The sequence below is a fragment of the Patescibacteria group bacterium genome (genome assembly GCA_041665365.1).
Lineage (GTDB): Bacteria > Patescibacteriota > Patescibacteriia > UBA9570 > UBA9570 > UBA9570.
The window spans coordinates 1-18,258 of sequence record JBAYIY010000005.1; the positions used below are offsets into that span (position 1 = coordinate 1).

At 40.7% G+C, this 18,258-nt stretch carries 20 protein-coding genes; 11 read left to right on the forward strand and 9 right to left on the reverse strand.

The annotated features are described in order from the left end of the window. The coding region (locus WCV88_02955) for an integrin alpha (GenBank protein ID MFA6475141.1) at positions 1-2,037 on the forward strand (2,037 nt) is incomplete at its 5' end. An 8-nt stretch (positions 2,038-2,045) separates the two neighbouring features. Here the strand turns inward: WCV88_02955 and WCV88_02960 are convergent. Then, the gene (locus tag WCV88_02960) at positions 2,046-2,513 is read right to left on the reverse strand and encodes a hypothetical protein (GenBank protein ID MFA6475142.1); all 468 of its coding nucleotides are present in this window, start codon (positions 2,511-2,513) and stop codon (positions 2,046-2,048) included. 75 nt (positions 2,514-2,588) lie between these two features. On the opposite strand from WCV88_02960, the gene WCV88_02965 reads away from it, so the two are divergent. Both WCV88_02965 and WCV88_02970 read left to right on the forward strand, forming a co-directional pair. After that, entirely contained in the window at positions 2,589-3,302 is a 714-nt protein-coding gene (locus tag WCV88_02965; GenBank protein ID MFA6475143.1) for a metal ABC transporter ATP-binding protein, read from the forward strand. Next, complete coding sequence (locus tag WCV88_02970; GenBank protein ID MFA6475144.1) at positions 3,292-4,101, forward strand: metal ABC transporter permease; 810 nt, start codon at positions 3,292-3,294, stop codon at positions 4,099-4,101. The genes WCV88_02965 and WCV88_02970 overlap by 11 nt, the downstream gene beginning before the upstream one ends. On the opposite strand, the gene truB is transcribed toward WCV88_02970, so the two are convergent. Further along, positions 4,049-4,690 (reverse strand): tRNA pseudouridine(55) synthase TruB, encoded by a 642-nt coding sequence (gene truB / locus WCV88_02975; GenBank protein MFA6475145.1) that lies wholly within the window; start codon positions 4,688-4,690, stop codon positions 4,049-4,051. The two genes, WCV88_02970 and truB, sit on opposite strands and share 53 nt — an antisense overlap. Next, positions 4,690-5,103 (reverse strand): STAS/SEC14 domain-containing protein, encoded by a 414-nt coding sequence (locus WCV88_02980; protein ID MFA6475146.1) that lies wholly within the window; start codon positions 5,101-5,103, stop codon positions 4,690-4,692. Before WCV88_02980 ends, truB begins: the two co-directional genes overlap by 1 nt. Positions 5,104-5,131: 28 nt before the next feature. On the opposite strand from WCV88_02980, the gene WCV88_02985 reads away from it, so the two are divergent. The 7 genes from WCV88_02985 to WCV88_03015 are packed head-to-tail and all read left to right on the forward strand — an operon-like array spanning position 5,132 to position 10,357. After that, positions 5,132-5,740, forward strand: coding sequence for a thiamine diphosphokinase (locus tag WCV88_02985; GenBank protein ID MFA6475147.1), 609 nt, complete (start codon positions 5,132-5,134; stop codon positions 5,738-5,740). Then, positions 5,725-6,024: a hypothetical protein gene (locus WCV88_02990; protein MFA6475148.1), complete on the forward strand. Its 300-nt coding sequence runs from the start codon at positions 5,725-5,727 to the stop codon at positions 6,022-6,024. Before WCV88_02985 ends, WCV88_02990 begins: the two co-directional genes overlap by 16 nt. A gap of 39 nt (positions 6,025-6,063) precedes the next feature. Beyond that, positions 6,064-6,966 carry an HlyD family efflux transporter periplasmic adaptor subunit gene (locus tag WCV88_02995; GenBank protein MFA6475149.1) on the forward strand — a complete coding sequence of 301 codons (903 nt, stop codon included), beginning with the start codon at positions 6,064-6,066 and terminating at the stop codon, positions 6,964-6,966. Continuing rightward, positions 6,966-7,646 carry an ABC transporter ATP-binding protein gene (locus WCV88_03000; GenBank protein ID MFA6475150.1) on the forward strand — a complete coding sequence of 227 codons (681 nt, stop codon included), beginning with the start codon at positions 6,966-6,968 and terminating at the stop codon, positions 7,644-7,646. The genes WCV88_02995 and WCV88_03000 overlap by 1 nt, the downstream gene beginning before the upstream one ends. A gap of 3 nt (positions 7,647-7,649) precedes the next feature. Continuing rightward, a complete protein-coding gene (locus tag WCV88_03005; GenBank protein ID MFA6475151.1) occupies positions 7,650-8,894 on the forward strand; it encodes an ABC transporter permease in 1,245 nt (414 codons plus the stop codon). After that, the gene (locus tag WCV88_03010; GenBank protein ID MFA6475152.1) at positions 8,887-9,384 is read left to right on the forward strand and encodes a cob(I)yrinic acid a,c-diamide adenosyltransferase; all 498 of its coding nucleotides are present in this window, start codon (positions 8,887-8,889) and stop codon (positions 9,382-9,384) included. Before WCV88_03005 ends, WCV88_03010 begins: the two co-directional genes overlap by 8 nt. Continuing rightward, positions 9,362-10,357 carry a BadF/BadG/BcrA/BcrD ATPase family protein gene (locus WCV88_03015; protein ID MFA6475153.1) on the forward strand — a complete coding sequence of 332 codons (996 nt, stop codon included), beginning with the start codon at positions 9,362-9,364 and terminating at the stop codon, positions 10,355-10,357. The genes WCV88_03010 and WCV88_03015 overlap by 23 nt, the downstream gene beginning before the upstream one ends. Here WCV88_03015 and WCV88_03020 read toward each other — a convergent pair. Both WCV88_03020 and queG read right to left on the reverse strand, forming a co-directional pair. Beyond that, on the reverse strand, positions 10,347-10,523 hold the full coding sequence (locus tag WCV88_03020) for a hypothetical protein (protein MFA6475154.1): 177 nt from the start codon (positions 10,521-10,523) through the stop codon (positions 10,347-10,349). The genes WCV88_03015 and WCV88_03020 overlap by 11 nt on opposite strands. Before the next feature lie 67 nt (positions 10,524-10,590). Next, positions 10,591-11,646 carry a tRNA epoxyqueuosine(34) reductase QueG gene (gene queG / locus WCV88_03025; GenBank protein ID MFA6475155.1) on the reverse strand — a complete coding sequence of 352 codons (1,056 nt, stop codon included), beginning with the start codon at positions 11,644-11,646 and terminating at the stop codon, positions 10,591-10,593. 16 nt (positions 11,647-11,662) lie between these two features. Between queG and WCV88_03030 the strand changes: the two genes are divergently transcribed. After that, positions 11,663-12,421, forward strand: a complete 759-nt coding sequence (locus WCV88_03030) for a class I SAM-dependent methyltransferase (protein MFA6475156.1) — start codon at positions 11,663-11,665, stop codon at positions 12,419-12,421. Here WCV88_03030 and WCV88_03035 read toward each other — a convergent pair. From WCV88_03035 to WCV88_03050, 4 genes are all read right to left on the reverse strand, one after another. Next, positions 12,403-14,034, reverse strand: a complete 1,632-nt coding sequence (locus tag WCV88_03035; GenBank protein ID MFA6475157.1) for a zinc-ribbon domain containing protein — start codon at positions 14,032-14,034, stop codon at positions 12,403-12,405. The genes WCV88_03030 and WCV88_03035 overlap by 19 nt on opposite strands. Beyond that, positions 14,031-15,716: a zinc-ribbon domain containing protein gene (locus WCV88_03040; protein MFA6475158.1), complete on the reverse strand. Its 1,686-nt coding sequence runs from the start codon at positions 15,714-15,716 to the stop codon at positions 14,031-14,033. The genes WCV88_03035 and WCV88_03040 overlap by 4 nt, the downstream gene beginning before the upstream one ends. A 29-nt stretch (positions 15,717-15,745) precedes the next feature. Beyond that, positions 15,746-16,525, reverse strand: coding sequence for a helix-turn-helix domain-containing protein (locus WCV88_03045; GenBank protein ID MFA6475159.1), 780 nt, complete (start codon positions 16,523-16,525; stop codon positions 15,746-15,748). Between the two features lie 110 nt (positions 16,526-16,635). Next, positions 16,636-18,252: a zinc-ribbon domain containing protein gene (locus WCV88_03050; protein ID MFA6475160.1), complete on the reverse strand. Its 1,617-nt coding sequence runs from the start codon at positions 18,250-18,252 to the stop codon at positions 16,636-16,638. Positions 18,253-18,258 lie beyond the last annotated feature (6 nt).

The following is an 18,258-nucleotide window of genomic DNA, read 5'->3' on the forward strand; positions in this document are numbered from 1 at the left end:
GTAAAATTTACCGGTGAAGTGGCCAGTGATGCGGCTGGAAATTCTGTCGCGTCCGCCGGTGATGTTAATAATGATGGTTATGATGATATTTTAATCGGTGCTCGGGGTAATGACTTTGGTGGTGCGAGTGCCGGGGCGGTCTATTTGATTTATGGTCAGGCGGCTCAGCTAGATGGCGGTTCGTTAGGCTCAGCCTGGGCTAAAAAGTTTACTGGTGAAAATGCGAGCAGTTATGCCGGTTGGTCAGTAAATTCCGCGGGTGATGTAAATAATGATGGTTACTATGATATGTTAATTGGAGCCTACGCCAATAGTGATGCCGCCGCGTATGCTGGGGCTGCTTACTTAATTTATGGTCAAAGCGGTACTTTAGCCGGTGGGTCTTTATCCACGGCAGTAGAGTTTACCGGTGAAGCTGAGTACAATTATGCTGGTATTGCCGTGGCTTCAGCGGGAGATGTTAATAATGACGGTTATGATGATATGTTAGTCGGCGCCACTGATACTGGTGATGCTTCTCTGTGGGCCGGGTGGGTTTATTTGATTTATGGGCAAAGTGCCAATTTTGTCACAGATATTTCACTGTCTACAGCAATAAAATTTATCGGTAAGACGGCCAGTGATAATACTGGCTTATCCGTGGGTTCGGCCGGAGATGTTAATAATGACGGTTATGACGATATCTTAATCGGAGCACTACGCAATGACGATACTGGTGTTAGTGCCGGTGCAACTTATCTTATTTATGGACAGTCGGCTGCTTTTACAACTGGTACTTCATTATCTACCGCCATTGAATTTACCGGTGAGGTGGCTGGCGATTTACTTGGAAATTTTGTGGCTTCGGCGGGTGATGTAAATAATGACGGTTTTGCGGATATTATTTTAGGTGGACCAAACAATGATGATGCAGCTTCCAACGCTGGGGCGGCTTATCTTAGTTATCTCTATATAGACGTAGATGGTGATGGTCGAGCTGGTGCTACTGGCCTGTTTACCGGCACAGACTGTAATGATGCTGATGCGACAGTTTATGCTAATCAAACCTATTACCGTGATGCTGATCTGGATGGTTTAGGTGATCTCGCTACCACCTCAGTGGTTTGTTCGATGACGGTCACGGCTGGCTATGTCACTAATAGCACTGATACCAATGATAATGATTACGATAACGACGGCAGCATTATTGGCACAGACTGTAATGATGCTGATGCCACCGTTCACTCTAATCAAACCTATTACCGTGATGCTGATTTGGATGGTTTAGGTGATCTCGCTACCACCTCAGTGGTTTGTTCGATGACGGTCACAGCTGGCTATGTCACTAATAGCACTGATACCAATGATAATGATTATGATAACGACGGCAGCATTATTGGCACAGACTGTAATGATGCTGATGCCACTATTTCTGCCAATCAAACCTACTATAAAGACGGCGATCAAGATGGTTTAGGCAATCCAGATATCACCGTGTCGATTTGTTCATATACCGTTCCAATTGGTTATGTCACTAATGACAATGAAAAATATAATGGGCCAGTACAGTATGTAACCGGTACCAAACAAGGTCCTGGTACTATTAGTATTTACGATAATAACAATGTTCTTATTAAACAATGGGATGCCTTTAATGAAGGTGGTGTAATTGTGAGATTGGTCAACATAAAACGCAGCACTTACGTTTTGGCGTTGAAACGACGCTCTGGTTCCAGTATGCACATGTACACTACTACGGGAGATGTTCTTGAAAAAATCAGATTGTCTCCGGAATTACATTGGCGCCAGCCAGCCATTGGTAATTTAAATAGTTCCACTGATACAGAAGAATTTGTGATATCAGCGCGGCGTGGAGCTACTTTATATTTAAGAGTCTACAGTTTTAATACCAGACAAAATACTTTCTCTCTTTTGAAAGAAACTAGTTATCATTATGTCCGGCACTCCTATCGCGTCGAGATAAAAAACAAAACCGTTGAGGTTTTAATCAACGGGACGGCGAGACACGTGTTTACTTGGACACCACTCTCAAACTGAATTGATTGCTACAACGAATACGATAAATTAGAAATGGTTTGCAACATTTCACTGACAGAGTTACCAGTGGTTTGACTTTGTAATACCGCTTGTAGTAAGCGTAATCGTTTCACGGCTTGACCATGTTTCAAACCAACTTGCCGCGTAGATACTAAATAACCTTGTGTGGCACTGGCAATGGTCTGACCTTTTTCTACTGTCTCACCAACCGCGACAATCGGATTATTCACCAATTGATAGGATACTAATTTATTCTGTAGAGATCGAATCACCACATTATTAGAGCTAGCTTTAACAACCGTACCGTTTACTAACGTTTTTACTACGGTATTTTCTGTATTTTCAACATAGAGTAACAATTTCTTATCCTGAGATTTATTGTAATAGGTAGCTGCATTGGTCGGTAAAACAACGCCAAACGACACTATAACAGTGCAAATTACGCTTAATATTAGGCCAAAATGAGTGCGTGTCATAATTGATCTAACCCTAGCTTTATATTAGACTTTTGTCAAGTTGACAGACCCATAAAATCTCAGTACAGTCAATTTATGCACGGGGACTTAATTCATGCCGATGATCTCAGTTTAAACTTTGGTGATGTCACTGTATTAGATAAAGTTGGTTTTGTTATTCCTCAGGGCTCATTTGTGTCGATTCTTGGACCAAATGGAGCCGGGAAAACTCAGTTATTGCGCATTATGATAGGTTTGTTAAACCCAACTTCAGGTGATATCACGCGCCATTTTGATATAAAAGCAGTCGGCTATGTGCCACAACGTCTGAATGTCGATCCAACTTTTCCCATTACAGTCGAAGAATTTTTACAGCTGTATTTACAACCACGCGGTTGGTGGGTGTGGCAAAAGTTACCTAAGCTGGATGATATTTTTGCCGTGAGCCATTTGTTAAAACACCGCATTGGCCAACTCTCCGGTGGTCAACTGCAGCGGGTTTTGCTGGCGGGTGTATTGAGTACCAAACCTAAAGTATTATTTCTTGATGAATTTTCCAGTGGCATAGATCCGCACGGCCAAGCTGAAATGTATCATCACTTACACAAGTTGAATGAAAAACACGGCATCTCTATTATCATGGTATCACACGATATTGACGTTACCGCCCAATACGCCGACGAAGTATTATGTTTGAACAAACAATTAATCTGTACCGGCCGACCGCAAGATGTTTTTAATCAGCAGAATTTTGAAAAAATGTACGGCATCCCATTGACCAAAGTAAATGAACACCATCATGACGCTTGATACTCTACTCCAATTATTTGCTCTACCGTTTATGCAACGAGCCTTGCTGGCTGGTTTGTGTATTGGCATGGCCGCGGCGTTTTTAGGGGTGTTTATTACCTTACGCAATTTATCGTTTTATTCAGACACGATCGCGCACTCAGCTTTGGCGGGTATTGCCCTGGGTTTACTCCTAAATATTTCTCCAACTGTGGCGGCGATTATTTTCTGTATTGGTATTGGCATTGCCACGGTGTATATAAAAAACCGCTCAGTGATTAGCTTAGATACGGTAGTGGGAGTTATTTTTTCAGCCGGTTTGTCTTTAGGTGTGATCTTAATGAGTTTATTGCCCACCTATCGCTCTGAATTATTTAGTATTTTATTTGGCGATATTCTCACGCTCTCTTGGCTCGATGTTGGTTTAGCTGGAGCCATTACTGTTGGTGTCGTTATTTTCTTACTCTACACCAGTCGACGTTTATTACTTATGACCTTCTCACAAGATTTCACTTTTGTGCGTGGTGTGAACGGTGTGGCTCTTGATTATGCTTTTTTTATCATCACTGCTCTCACTATCGCTGTCAGTATCAAAATTGTTGGTATAATATTAGTCACTGGGTTATTAATTTTACCGGCGGCTGTGGCGAAAAATATTGCTCATTCTTTCAAACAGCTGGTTTGGTTAGCTATGATTATGAGCGTAGTGGCTACCATCACTGGCCTGACTTTATCTTTGTTGTTTGATTTACCGGCCGGACCAACCATTATTCTGGTATCAGCGACTGGTTTCGGTCTATCGCTATTTGCTCGACGCTAATGGCTTGAGCCACATTGTACTGCCCTATTTTAGTGCGCCTTAAAGCTGTTACGTAACCACCCAGATCATGTGCTAATGAACGAATATAGGTGCCATGGCCACAGGCTACTCTTAGTGTGACATGGGGTAATTTAAAATCTAACAGCTCTATATCATGAATAATTACCGTGCGTGTAGGTATAACCATATCTGTTTGACCAGAGCGAGCCAACTTATAGGCTCTAGCCCCATTGACATGAATGGCTGAATAGATTGGTGGTGTTTGTTGAATTGATCCAATAAACTTTTTTAAAGTAGTGGCAAATTCAACCTTGGTCGGCAAGGGTAAATTTGTCATGGTCAGCTCACCCTCACGATCATCTGTGGTGCTGAATTTACCCAATTCAATTGTTACCACATACTCTTTATCCAGTTTCATAAAACTATCTTGCTGTTTGGTTTCATCACGTCCGACTAACACAATCAATAGACCGGTGGCTAACGGGTCAAGTGTGCCGGCATGCCCAATTCGCTTCACACCTAAAGCCCGCCGCACTTGTGCCACCACGGCGAAAGAAGACAAGCCTTCGGGTTTGTCGATCAGTAACATTATGGTTTATTTAGCCAAGCTCTGGCATCTTGTTCGGTTGCAAAAGTCTTTAACTTTTGTGGCGCTAAAATACCAATTAAATCCATCAATAATTGCCAGCCAGTTTTCAATCCAAACGCCGCTACCTTACAAATGGCCGGATCTTTTAACATTTGCTGATACAATTTATTTGACTCGTGACTGTTATATTCGCTGGAATCAACGCGTGAAAAATCTGCTAAAATGCGTAAATTACCGTGCGGCGCTAAGGGCTTAATGGCCGTTAAACACTCATTTACCCAGTATGTTTCTTGAGTATTTTCTGCCTCATCGCTAGACGATCGACCAAACTCGATCAAGACAAAATCGGGTGCGGTAAATTCAATAATATCTCCCAAGGCGGCATATTCAAAACGTTTTGTGACTGTAGACATTTTACAATACTACCACTATAGTGGATTCATGAAAAGAATTGCCTTAGTTGGTAATGGAGATTTTATACCCTGTCAAGTTCAACTGCAAACCTATGATGTTGTTATTGCCCTAGATGGCGGCTTTAATCATTGTAAAGTTTTAGCTATAAAACCTGATTATGTCTTGGGTGATGGTGATTCTATCACAAATCCACCAGATGATTTTATTCACGATCAATCTCAAACCATCACTGATTTACAAAAAGGGCTTAATTTTGTGCAAAAAACATTTGGTCATGAAGTTAAGATTGATTTATTTTGTGTCACGAGTGGTGAACGGCTTGATCATACCCTGAATGCTATTTATTTACTCACTCAGTATAAACAAATCCAGTCACTCTTTAGTGTGAATGAACAAATCTGGTTTGTGGACAAATCACTCATCATTAAGTCGCCCAATAAAACCAGATTATCAATCTTACCATACGGTAAAAATGAGGTTGATGTTAGAATATCTGGTTGTAAATGGAGTGGTGATTTTCATTTAAAAAGTGATCAATCAGGTTTATCCAATAAAACCAACGATGAAAACATCTCTATAATTATTAAATCTGGTTGTGTGCTGGTATCATTAGAAACTATATGGACAAAACCATAACACTAGCAAAACCAATCAACCTTCCGGTGATATTGCGCCAAGCGGGTTATCATCCATTAGATGATGCCTGGGTGCGACCATTTGGTAATAGTTATTACCCTCGTTTTCATTTACACGCGAACTTGAAAGAGCAACAATTAAAATGTTCTCTCCATTTAGACCAAAAACAACACACTATTGATTTGCCTGGTTTAAAACGCCATGCTGGAGAATCTCAAGGCACTGCAGTGCAAGCCGAGCTGGGTAGAATTGAACGCTGGATTAGTTATGCCGAAATGCTATAATGATGATCGCTTATCATTCAACTAACCCGTAAACAATCTATGTCGAGTTTACCACAACCTCCAACCAAATCTTGGTACAAACGCTGGTGGATCTGGCTGTTAATAATTGTTGTCCTGCTCGCTGTTGCCGGTGTAATTGTACAACAAGTGCGCAGCTCAATAAGCTCAAGCAGTACAACCGCTGAACAAACCGTTATAGCAGAGCGCCGTGACTTAGCTAAAACTATCGTGACCACTGGCAAAATTGCCCCAGAACACAGTGAAGCGTTATCTTTTAGTTTTGGTGGTAGTATCAAAGAATTAAACGTTGCGGTTGGCGATGAAGTAAGTAAAGATGATGTTTTGGCTAAAACTTCAAACCAAAGTTTGAAAGCGCCGTTTGATGGTCGAGTTATTTCTGTCAGTACCTTTGTTGGCTCCACTGCTACGCCTGGTATTCCAGTGATGGAAATTGGTTATCGCACAAACTTTATTGATTTTATCGCTTCCGAATCGGAGGTATTTGATATCACTACTGGTCAAACAGCTGAACTAACTATCCCTACTTACAACACTGGTTCAACGGTTTACCATGGTACTGTTGAAACGGTGAGTTCTAAAAAAGTCATGTTAAGTGCTACTGAAAACGGTTATCTGGTTCGTATTCGTCCAACTGATCTACCGGACACTGTGAACAATCGAATTGATTTAACGGTTAATGTTAAAGTTCTGATTGCCGAAAAAACAAATGTTTTGTCGGTCGAACGCGCGGCGATTCAATATGACAGCGTTGATCGACCGTTTGTTTGGACGCCAAATTCAGTGACGCCAACCGAACCGATCGTACAAAACATAGTTACTGATTTTGAAGGAGATGATTATATCGAAATTACATCTGGTATTAAAGCGGGTGATACTATTTTGCTCAATATTCCTAAAGCGTCGACCAATTCAATTTTCTAATGAAACCATCCGGCACGCCAGTTATTAAAGTGGTTAATTTGGTAAAAACTTACTGGAGTGGCAGTGTAGCCGTAGAGGCCTTACGCGGTATTGACTTGGAAGTACCAGAGGGTGATTTCTTAGCCTTAATGGGTCCATCTGGTTCGGGTAAATCTACTTTAATGAACGTACTGGCTTTCTTGGATGCTCCCACGAGCGGTGAATATTGGTTTGCGGGCACTAATATCACCTCGTTTGATGATAACTACCGCGCCGAATTACGTAATGCAGTGTTGGGATTTGTGTTTCAACAATTTCATCTCCTGGCTCGTACCACCGCACTGGATAATGTCGCCCTTCCCCTACTCTATGCCGGTGTAAAAAAATCCAAGGCGCGTGAACGCGCATACGCAATGTTAAAAAAAGTTGGTTTAGCCCATCGCATTTATCACCGCCCGAATGAACTATCCGGTGGTCAACAACAACGTGTTTCTATAGCTCGAGCTTTAGTTAATAATCCAACAGTGTTGTTTTGTGATGAACCAACCGGTAATTTAGATTCAAAGACATCTAACGAAATCATGGAATTAATTGGTACCTTACATAAAGAAGGTAAAACCATTGTCATGGTCACCCACGAAGAAGAAGTGGCTGCTTTTGCGGCTAGAAAGATTATTTTACGCGATGGTAAAATTATATAGACTATGATGCTTATTACTCACGTTCAAACTGCACTACGCCAATTACTCTCCAACAAAGCCAAATCAGCTTTAACCATGTTGGGTATTATTATCGGAATCGGTTCAGTTATTTTAATTATGACCTTAGGTGAAATTGCCAAACAGTTTTTGTTGGGTCAGATTTCTCAATTTGGTACCAATGTGATAGAAGTTGCCTCCACTGGTTCGTTCGGTCCTTTCAAAGAAGAAGAACCAATCACTTTTAGTTTGCAAGATGCCGAAGCCCTCGAGCGTTCCAGTTTATTATCTGATATGGAAGCGATCTCAGCGGCTTATACTTCAGCTGGTACCTTAGAATACGACAGTAAAAAATATCAGATCATGATTTGGGGAGACAAGCCAGCTGTATTTACCATAAACAAACTGGATGTTTTAGCGGGTAGAACTTTCACTGATGCTGAAGTAAATCGTAGTGATCGAGTGATTGTATTATCGCAAAAATTTGCTGAAGATGTGTTTGATACATCGGCTAATGCTATTGGTAAAACAGTAACGGTGTCGGGTCGCGCCTTTACGGTTTTAGGTGTCGTTAATGATCCCCCCATGAGTGGTGGACCTTTTGGCGGTAGCTATACATATTTTCCTATCACCACCACTTATGCATATTTAGCCCCAGCGGCCGATAATAATAAAGTGATTTTTTTAATGATTTCTACCAAACCAGAAACTGACACTGAACTATTTAAAGATCGCCTCTCATTTGAACTAAAAAGAATTAAACATTTAGACGATGCCCAGATGGAAGGTATTAGCGTGGCCAGTCGTGAACAAATGCTCAGTATTTTTAACAATGTGTTGCTTGGTATCCAAATGTTTGTCGCCGCTATCGCAGGCATCTCACTGTTTGTTGGTGGTATTGGGATTATGAATATCATGTTAGTGACAGTTAAGGAACGCACCAAAGAAATTGGTTTACGTAAGGCCGTGGGTGCCAAAAATAGTTCAATACTGATTCAATTCTTAATTGAAGCGGCTGTGTTAACCACGGTGGGTGGTTTGATTGGTATTGGTAGTGCCTTAGGTTTAGCTAACCTGGCTGTATTTGTGGTTAATATTGTGCAACCCACTTGGGCTATTCATTTTGTACTGGTGCCATCAGCTATTATTTTAGCCTGTGCTGTATCTATGAGTACCGGATTCATTTTTGGCCTGTATCCAGCGATGAAAGCCGCTAAATTACACCCTATCGAGGCACTCAGGTATGAGTAAAATATACACCAAAACAGGAGATAAAGGCACGTCGGGGTTGTTTGGGGGTGAACGAGTAAAAAAAAATCATCCAAGATTAGAGGCGTATGGCACATTAGATGAATTAAACAGCCATGTGGGTTTAATTGTGGCTTTACTCCCCGCTCAGCAAACTCAATTACAAACTATTCAAAAAACCATTCAAAATATTGCGTCACACCTGGCCCTCGCTCCCTTACCTCAATTGTCACCTGATTTAATTACTGATCTGGAAAAATCTATTGATAAAATGACATCTACTCTACCTGAACTGCACGAATTCATCCTACCGGGTGGAAATATCATTTCTAGCCAAATTCACATTGCCAGAACAGTCTGTCGCCGGGCAGAAAGAAATATTATTACCTTGGCTGAAACAGACACAATTGATCCGTTAATTATTCAATATATAAATAGATTATCAGATTGGTTATTTACCCTAGCCCGTTATGTCCAATACAATAGCCACTAAAACCAAAGTCCAACCACAACTCCAATTACAGACGACTGGTTTAGTGTTAGGTTTAGATGTGGGTGCTACAAAAACCACTGCAGCCATCGGTGATAGTAAACGAATTTATAGTCAGGGCGAAAATGGCCCGGGTAACATTCATGATAATACACCAAATGACATTATAACTCATTTACGTTCTGCCACAGACCAAGCTGTTAAACAACTGCACCTCGCGCAACTTCCGCAATTTCGCGCGATCGTAGTGGGTATGGCCGGCATCGATTCACCGCACGATCAATCGTTAGCGGAAAAATTAGTTATACAAGCTTTGAAAACCTGGTTGGCACCGCACTGCCAATTACAAGTCATGAATGATATTCATATCGTTAGAAGTAGTGGGAGCGATGATCCGTACGGTATGGCTTTAATTGCCGGTACTGGCTCGCATTGTTTTGGTATAAATCATAAAGGTGAATTGGCTCATGCTGGAGGTTTAGAATATATATTATCTGATGAAGGGAGTGCTTATGAAATGGGTCTCAAGGCCTTACGCGCCGCGATTCGTAGTGGTGATGGCCGAATTAAACCAACTGGCCTAGAAAAGGCTGTTCTTAAACATTTCAAAGTAGGTACAATCAGATCACTGGAACCGGTTGTTTATCATGGAACCGGTTTAAGAAAAACCGACATTGCGCAGTTAGCCAAACTAGTTGACGCTCAAGCTAAAAAAGGTGATTGGCGCGCTTTAGAAATTATTGACGAAACCATGGCTGAACTGGTTTTATTAGTCTCGGCTGTTGTGCAGCGTCTTAAACTGCAGGCTGTCCCATTTGATTTAGTTGTAGTCGGCGGTGTCTTTAATATCAGTGCGCTACCATTCTTAGATACATTCAAAAAGAAGATTAAACCAATCTGTCCACGAGCCGAAGTGATACAACCGAAATACCCACCGGTATATGGCGCTGTGCGTTTAGCGGCCGCTATGGTTTAACAATACAATAGTGGGTTTCGTCATTATGGTAAATGACACCACACTTATCACATTGATTCATTTCCACTAACGCCCTACCGTGTTGTTCGCAGGCATCAGCCTGACAATTACCTGGTTCACCGGCTTGCCCATGGCAAGACCCAGCACAGACATAAACTTGAGACATAACCTTTCCTCCAGGTTAATAATAAATTTACTGGCGGTAGTATACAAGTCATGGTCATCTTGTGCAACTATTTTTGTAATCTATTCAATCCCCATTCAGCATGTTCCCTAATTAAAGGATCATTATCATGGACTAACCACTCTAAGGTTTTAATATGCCCTGTGTGACCAGAATTACCTAGAGCCACGGCCACATTGCGTAATAAACCGGATCGTTTCACACGCATAATCGGCGTTCCTTTAAACCGTTCCAAAAAAGTTGCTTCAGTTAATTGAGCCAAGTCTGTTAAATATGGTGCCTGCCGCTCTAACGCTGCATCAAACCAGTCATTCTGAGTCTGTTTAGCCTGCTCGGTTCCATTCCACGGACAGACTTCCTGGCAGATATCACAACCATAAATGTTATTTTTCAATAACGGCCTAAATTGTTCTGGAATACTAGTTTTACTTTCAATGGTTAAATAAGACAAACACCGTCTGGCATCTATGACTTTATTTTTTACAATGGCCTGAGTTGGACAATTTGCCAAGCAAGTATGACAGGTTCGGCAACCACCAGTTTTTTTATAAATAACTGGTGCTAAATTCTTATTCACAATAATCTCACAAATAAATAAATATGAGCCATACAGCGAATTTATTAACATTGAGTTATTACCGATAAAACCCAGTCCAGCGCGTTCGGCTAAGTCTCGTTCTAAAATTGGCCCAGTATCAACATAAGCGCGTGCTGAGACTGTATCCCCTAATTGTTCTTCTAAATATTTAATTAACACTAATAATTTTTTCTTGATGACTTTATGGTAATCTTTACCCCAAGTATACCGCGCAAATATCCCGCGCCTCGGATCATTTTTGATCGCATCTGGCAGATCACTAGTTCGATACGTATAAACCAGTGTAATGACAGATTGACCAGTCGGCAAAATATTACGAATATCAGCCCGTTTCTCTTTTCGTTGATTAGTTTCTAACCAGTTCATGTCAGCTTGATAGCGATGATCTAACCATTCACTAAATTGTGGAAAAGTCTGCGCTGGTTCAGTCGGTATTATACCCACTCGTAGAAACCCCAAGTGAGTTTGAGCCCAGTGGACAAGTTGCGCACTAAAATCTGGTGTCATGTGGTAAAATATATTTATGAGAACCGATTGGAATAAAGTATCTATCTGGTATGGTAAACATCTGCAAAAACCAGATACTTACCAACATAGTTTAATTTTCCCCAAAACACTGCACTTATTACAACCACAACCAGATAAACATTACCTAGATATTGCCTGTGGTGAAGGGGCGTTGGCCGAGCATATCATAAAAACCAAAAATACTCACGTCACCGGGGTAGATCTTGCCCCAAATTTAATCGCTCAGGCTAACAAAAAACAGTTACGTAACTGCCACTTTATAGTAGGTGATGCCACTAATTTTCCCAAACAAATTCTTGAACACCAGTTTGATGGCGCCACTTGTATTTTAGCTTTACAAAATATCGCAGATATCACACCGATTTTCAAAGCCACCGCTAAAGTTCTAAAACCAAACTCCCCTTTGATTATTGTCTTAAACCATCCTTGTTTTCGTCCACCGCAACAAAGCGGCTGGGGGTTTGATGAACCACGTAAACTCCAGTATCGCCGGATTGATACGTATATGAGTAGTTATCATGTGAACTTGACGGCCCATCCCGGTAAAAAAACCACTGTGAGTACAGTATCATTTCATCGCCCGTTACAAGATTACATAAATGGTTTAGGAGTCGCTGGTTTTATGATTGATCGCCTCGAAGAATGGACCTCCAATCGTGCCAGTCAACCGGGTGGTCGTGCCAAAGCCGAAAATCGATCCCGCCAGGAGTTTCCGTTGTTTATGGCGATTAGAGCTTATGTCACCTCTTTCTGATAACAACCTTCACAGTAAACTAATTCTTTACGCTCCGGTGAATAGGTAGTAGAAAATTCTGTGCTGCACCGCCCGTGATGACTGTGATCAATTTGGGTGCACATACACTGCCGTTGCCACAGTTGTCGCGGATTGCGTAGCTGAAAGCGTTGTCGACGCCGTTCATCTGGACACAACTGTGGAATTGGTAAACCCATACGCTGATAAAAATCCAATTCGGCCTGCACAGTGCGATATGGTTTACCAGTCACGGCGCAAACTAAGGTGTTACTGTTTGTTACACTAGAGCCCGCTGCACTCGTATTTTCCCGCCACAACCAACCATGATTACGTGTTTGCTCAGACGTTAATGGGTACCACATTTGCGCCATCGATTCATTATAAGCAAACGGTGACATTGTGATTGGAAAGAATTCACCCCATTCGCCGGTTTGCTTCATATGGGTAATCAACTTTTGCTGTAACTGTTTATAATCGGTTTCTGAGTAGGGTTTATTAAGAATGCAAAATTTTTCTTGCTTTAACCCAACACACCCAAACAAATCATGGCCTTTTTCAATTTCGATACTATACACACAGTTAGTCGCCGACCACGCACCTATGGAAAATTTACAGTTATATGATTGATACCCCAAACTACTACCTTCATAAGCTAATTCTATATCGGTAGTATGACAAACATCCATTAAATCTTTCACATGAAAACCAGTATACACATAAGCACACTGATCGATACCAGTTACATCGTAACACTGATAAGCAGCATGCGAATTAAAAATAAAATCACCCGATACTTGCTCGCTGCTGGCTTGCTCTAATGGCCGATGAATAGCCTTGATCTTTAGTTCCTCAAATTTTGTTAACAATTCAGTCAGTTTACCCTGTCTTAATTTCTCCATAATCAGGCCCTTCTCTTGTGTATATGCCTCCGGTGAATAATGTTTATTATAAATATAATATTGTTTATTTCTTAAATTGGTAGAGAATAAACAATCGGTGCAACCACGACAATCGAACAAAAACAAGCTATCGGTACAATGCTTACAATTTTGCGCAAACCACAAACGATAACATTTTTCCACATCAACTACCTCATAACAATCTTCACTTTCAATGCAATTCAAAGTATCCACACAACTAATCGATTTTATGATCTGACTAGAATACAAACAATCTTCATCGTAATCTCCGGCAAAGACCAAATAACAATCTTTGCAATGTCCGGTCATATTAACATAATTGGAATTCTCATTAGCAATGACTGTTAAAGCCATCTTTGGAACGGCTTTGAAAAGTTTATTCCATTGCGTAAAAAATGGCTGCGCGAAATCAATCTCTTGACCATAATCTAAAGCAGTCCATTGATCTGATAACCAACAATCGGAACAATATATTGTATAGACTGTTTCAGCTGGATAAATTGAGATTATTGGTTTATGACAAAGATCACACGGCCGATTAAACATCGTATGCTCATTCCGCCACGCCAAGCGCCGCTGTTGCCGACAATCTGGACACAAGGTTGGTGCTGGTACAGAAATCTTCTGATAAAAAACCTGATCGGAAGCTGTGATTTGAAAAGTTTTACTGCACTGTTGACATTGTTTGGTCATACTGCTTCTTTTTGATAACAGTCTTCACAATAGAGAATCTCCTTACGGTCTGGCGAATAGGTTGTTTCAAAGTTCACGGCACAACGGCCTGCATGTTTATGGTCAATTTGTGTGCACATGCATTGACGCTGCCAGAGCTGGCGAGGATTACGTAAAAATCGACGTTGCAGATGACGACAGTAAAAACAAATATTTGGTAGTGGAATAATACGCGCACGGTAATACTCTAGTTCATGGGTGGTAATCTTGTAGTTTTTGCGGCAATTTTGGCAGGCTAGAATTGCAGTCAATATATCATCATTCACTTCCTTAATATCATCCGGTAAAATGGTCATTGTTTCTTGTCCAACTGTACTAGGTAATTGCTCTTGCCAATGATAGCCCTGAGCTTGTGCCATAGATTGAGTTAGTGGGAACCACCATTGAGCAGAGGTTTCATTGTAGCCAAATGGACTGATCACCGCAGGAAAGTATTGTCCATATTCACCACGGTCTTGCATGGCCGTTATTAACTTAGTACGTAATTCATAATATTCACTCGCCGCATATGACCGATTTAAAATGCAAAATTCTTTTTGTCTTAATGACACAGACCCAAAACAGTTTTTACAGCCAGATGAGCTGATACAGTATTCCATGTTACTGCTACCATCAAACACTTGGTGACAAAACTTAATGTTATAACAGTTACCCCCGACAATGGTGCAGTCATAGATCAATTCGGCATTTAAACCATACTGATAGTAGTCATAACTATCTTTTACGTGCATGGATAACTGCGAACAGAATTTACTGTTCTCCACTTCTCGGCAATCATAACTAGCCAAGACATTTTTGCTTTGATAAATGTTATTACCGGTGCAATCTTCCGTCTTGTTGCTTTGTTGATATTTGTAAAACCTCGTCACTTGATATTGATGTATTTTTTCCAACCAATACTGAACTTGGCTGTGCGAACCAAAATTTATGGCTTCGAGACGATGATTATACTCAACCTCAGTGAGCTGCTTATTCAACCAATAATATTTTTGGTTACGTAAACCAACCGATCCAAAGCAATCATGACAACCCACACAATCCTTAAGCATGAAACTGTCCGAACAATTCAAACAATCTTGCGACCACTTGAGATTATACGAATCATGACAATCTATACAGTTATAGCAAAGCTCACAGTTGAAATTATTATAACCATCCATGGTATCTTTGGATTGTTTTAGGCCGTAAGTGTATAGACAGTTTTCGTTGAGGTCAGCATGAAAGATTAAGTAACAATTTTTATTATCACCGGCATAATTTGTATAATCGCTATTTTCATTGTTTCCACCAACATCAGTCGCTTGATGTGGAATACATTGATCAAGTGCTTGCAATTGCGGAAAAAAAGGTTTAGTTAAATCAATCTCACTGCCATAGTCTAATGGATCCCACTTATCACTCCACCAACAAGCACGACAATATGAAACATAAGGCGAATTTGGTTTATAAATGGTCAGAATTTTTTTGTGACACAATTGACACTCTCCTGGATATAAAATCATTTCATTACACCATGTCAGGCGCCGCTGTTGTCGGCAATCTGGACACAAGGTTGGTGCTGGTACAACAATCTTCTGATAAAAAGCCTGATCGGAATCTGTGATTTGAAAAGTTTTACTGCACTGTTGACATTGTTTGGTCATACTTCGATAAACTCAGTATAAATAAACTCCTATTTACTCGACTCAACGGATTGATGCCACAACGTATAGAAGATATGTGCCTGATGATTGGCTAATTCTTTATTATGAATCGTAATACCAAATAGTTCTTGCCCGGGGAAAATGTAGGCTACGTGATCGGCGTAAATTAATTGATCACAGGTAGCACCAAGTTGACGCTGGCTTGATTCTGGAATTATTTCCTGAATAGTACTGCGCGCGACCGTATATGAACCGGAGGTTTCTAGAATCATTTTCAAGTGTAGATCTTTTTCCTTGCTGCGTAACATGATCTCCTCTAAAAATTCTAGATACCGGCCATGCAGCGTGGGTGTATAATCCACCGCCGCGAGCACTAATAAATCGTCACCCTTTTTGGAATAAGTTAAAGCCTCATCCCAAATTTTGGCAATCGCTTCCTGTGCGCGGAAATAATGAATCTCCAAATCTTCCGGTACTGACGCATAGAGAACATTTAATTCGCCAATTAGATTAGGCATGTCGGTGGCCAACTTATCCAAATTGCGGCGCTCTTGTTCAAACACGGTCAGTAATTTAGCCGGTTTGGCCACTTTGCATTTTTGCCCATAGCTGCGCACATCCATATCCGCTAGCCCCTTTTGATTCAAGACTTTAAAAATATTGTAACCAGTCATGCGGGATAATCCAGCCCGTTCGGCAATTTGCGGAATCGTGGCTAAACCCAACTCTAATCCGGCCACATAAAATTTTATATCGTTGTCCGTTAAACCAAGTTGTAAAAGATCTTTCTTAATTTTGCTTGTGATCATAGGTTATCATGTGCCGTAACGTGGTCAAACGTGATTATATTTCTACCTGTGGAAAATGAATAAAATAGCTAGCCTTAGGTTAGCAGATTAACCAAACATGTCAAATCAACTTATACTACAGTTTTTGTATAACAGTCTTCACAATACACTAACTCTTTTCTATCTGGTGAATAAGTGGTTTCAAATTCGGTTTTACAACCAGTATTCATGCATTGTTTATGCCATAATTGATACGGCACACGATGTTTCATACGCTCAATATGTCGGCAGTCTGGGCAAATTTCTGGCCAGGGTATGTTCTGAGTGGCGTAAAACTTCAATTCTTGCGGAATTAATTTAAAACTCTTGTGACAGTGTGTGCAATCATAAATTTGTTTAGTCGCATCGGCTTTACCATAAGTGCCAGGCAGCTGATCTTGCCACATCCAACCGCTAGCGCGCGCTTGCGCTTTGGTTAGCGGAAACATTTCTTGGGCCATCGTCTCATTATACGCATAGGTAGACAGCGCCGGCGAAAAGAATTGACCCCACTCGCCGGTTTGTTTCATGTGCTCGATTAATTTATCTTTCAGTGTATTATAATCTGTCTCAGAATACTGTTTATTTAAAATGCAATATTTTTCATTTTTTAAACCAATACAACCAAAACAATTTTCCGGTCCATTTAAACATTGATCACAGTACAAGTTATTTTGCCCATGCCAAACAATATTACAAAACCAATTACCATACGCTTGTCCACCACAAGCATGCGCTTCATAGAGCAGCTCGGCTTCTTCACCGTAAACGGTAAAATCGTAGCAATCTTTCGATTGAAAGATGCCAAAACAATACGCACAATGTTCTGAGGTTTTTGTTTGAAAGGAAAATGTTGTAGCCAGATTGCCGACTAAATAATCACCACTACTCATCTCATTGCGTAAACCACGATAATACTTATACGGTACTGTCAGGGTGAATTCATTAAACTCATCACGCGCTCGGTTAATGCCTGCCCGAGTATCTAATTGATAACTAGCTAACTTTTTAGCATAGTCTTCCGGGTTATATTGCTGATTAAAAATACAATACGATTTGTTCCGTAAACCCACCGACATAAAACAATTTGAACATCCATTACAATCTGTTAAAAAATATGAATCGCGACAATTATTAACATGCCACGAGTAATTGACATTGTAACAATCCTCACTATGCGTGGTTTCGTAACACAGCTCACATTTGTGGTTATAACTGCAATCAATTGAATCTTTTACATAGTAGATGCCCAACGAATATAAGGAATTTTCACAATCAGTGGCATCGTACACCATGTAACAATTCTTTAATCTATAAACGTGATTACAATAATCACTATTTTCCCCGGTGGCATCATTCATTAAAGCAATGCGCGGTACACGCTGTTTGAGCTCTAACAGTTGATCAAACAACGGTCGCGTAAAATCAATGTCTTGACCATAATCAAGTGGGTTCCATGTATCACTCCACCAACACGTGCGACAATACACTGTATACTTTTTATCCGGTGAATACACAGACAAAGTATTATTACCACACACCGCACACTGGCGTTGATATAAAGTATGTTCATTACGATTCGTTAAACGTAATTGAAACCGACACGCCGGACACCGTACCGGCTTAGGTACGCCCAAACGCTTGTAATAAGCCTGATCCGCCTCAGTAATGATGAAACTATGTTGACAGTGCTGACAAGTTGTTTCCATAAGGTG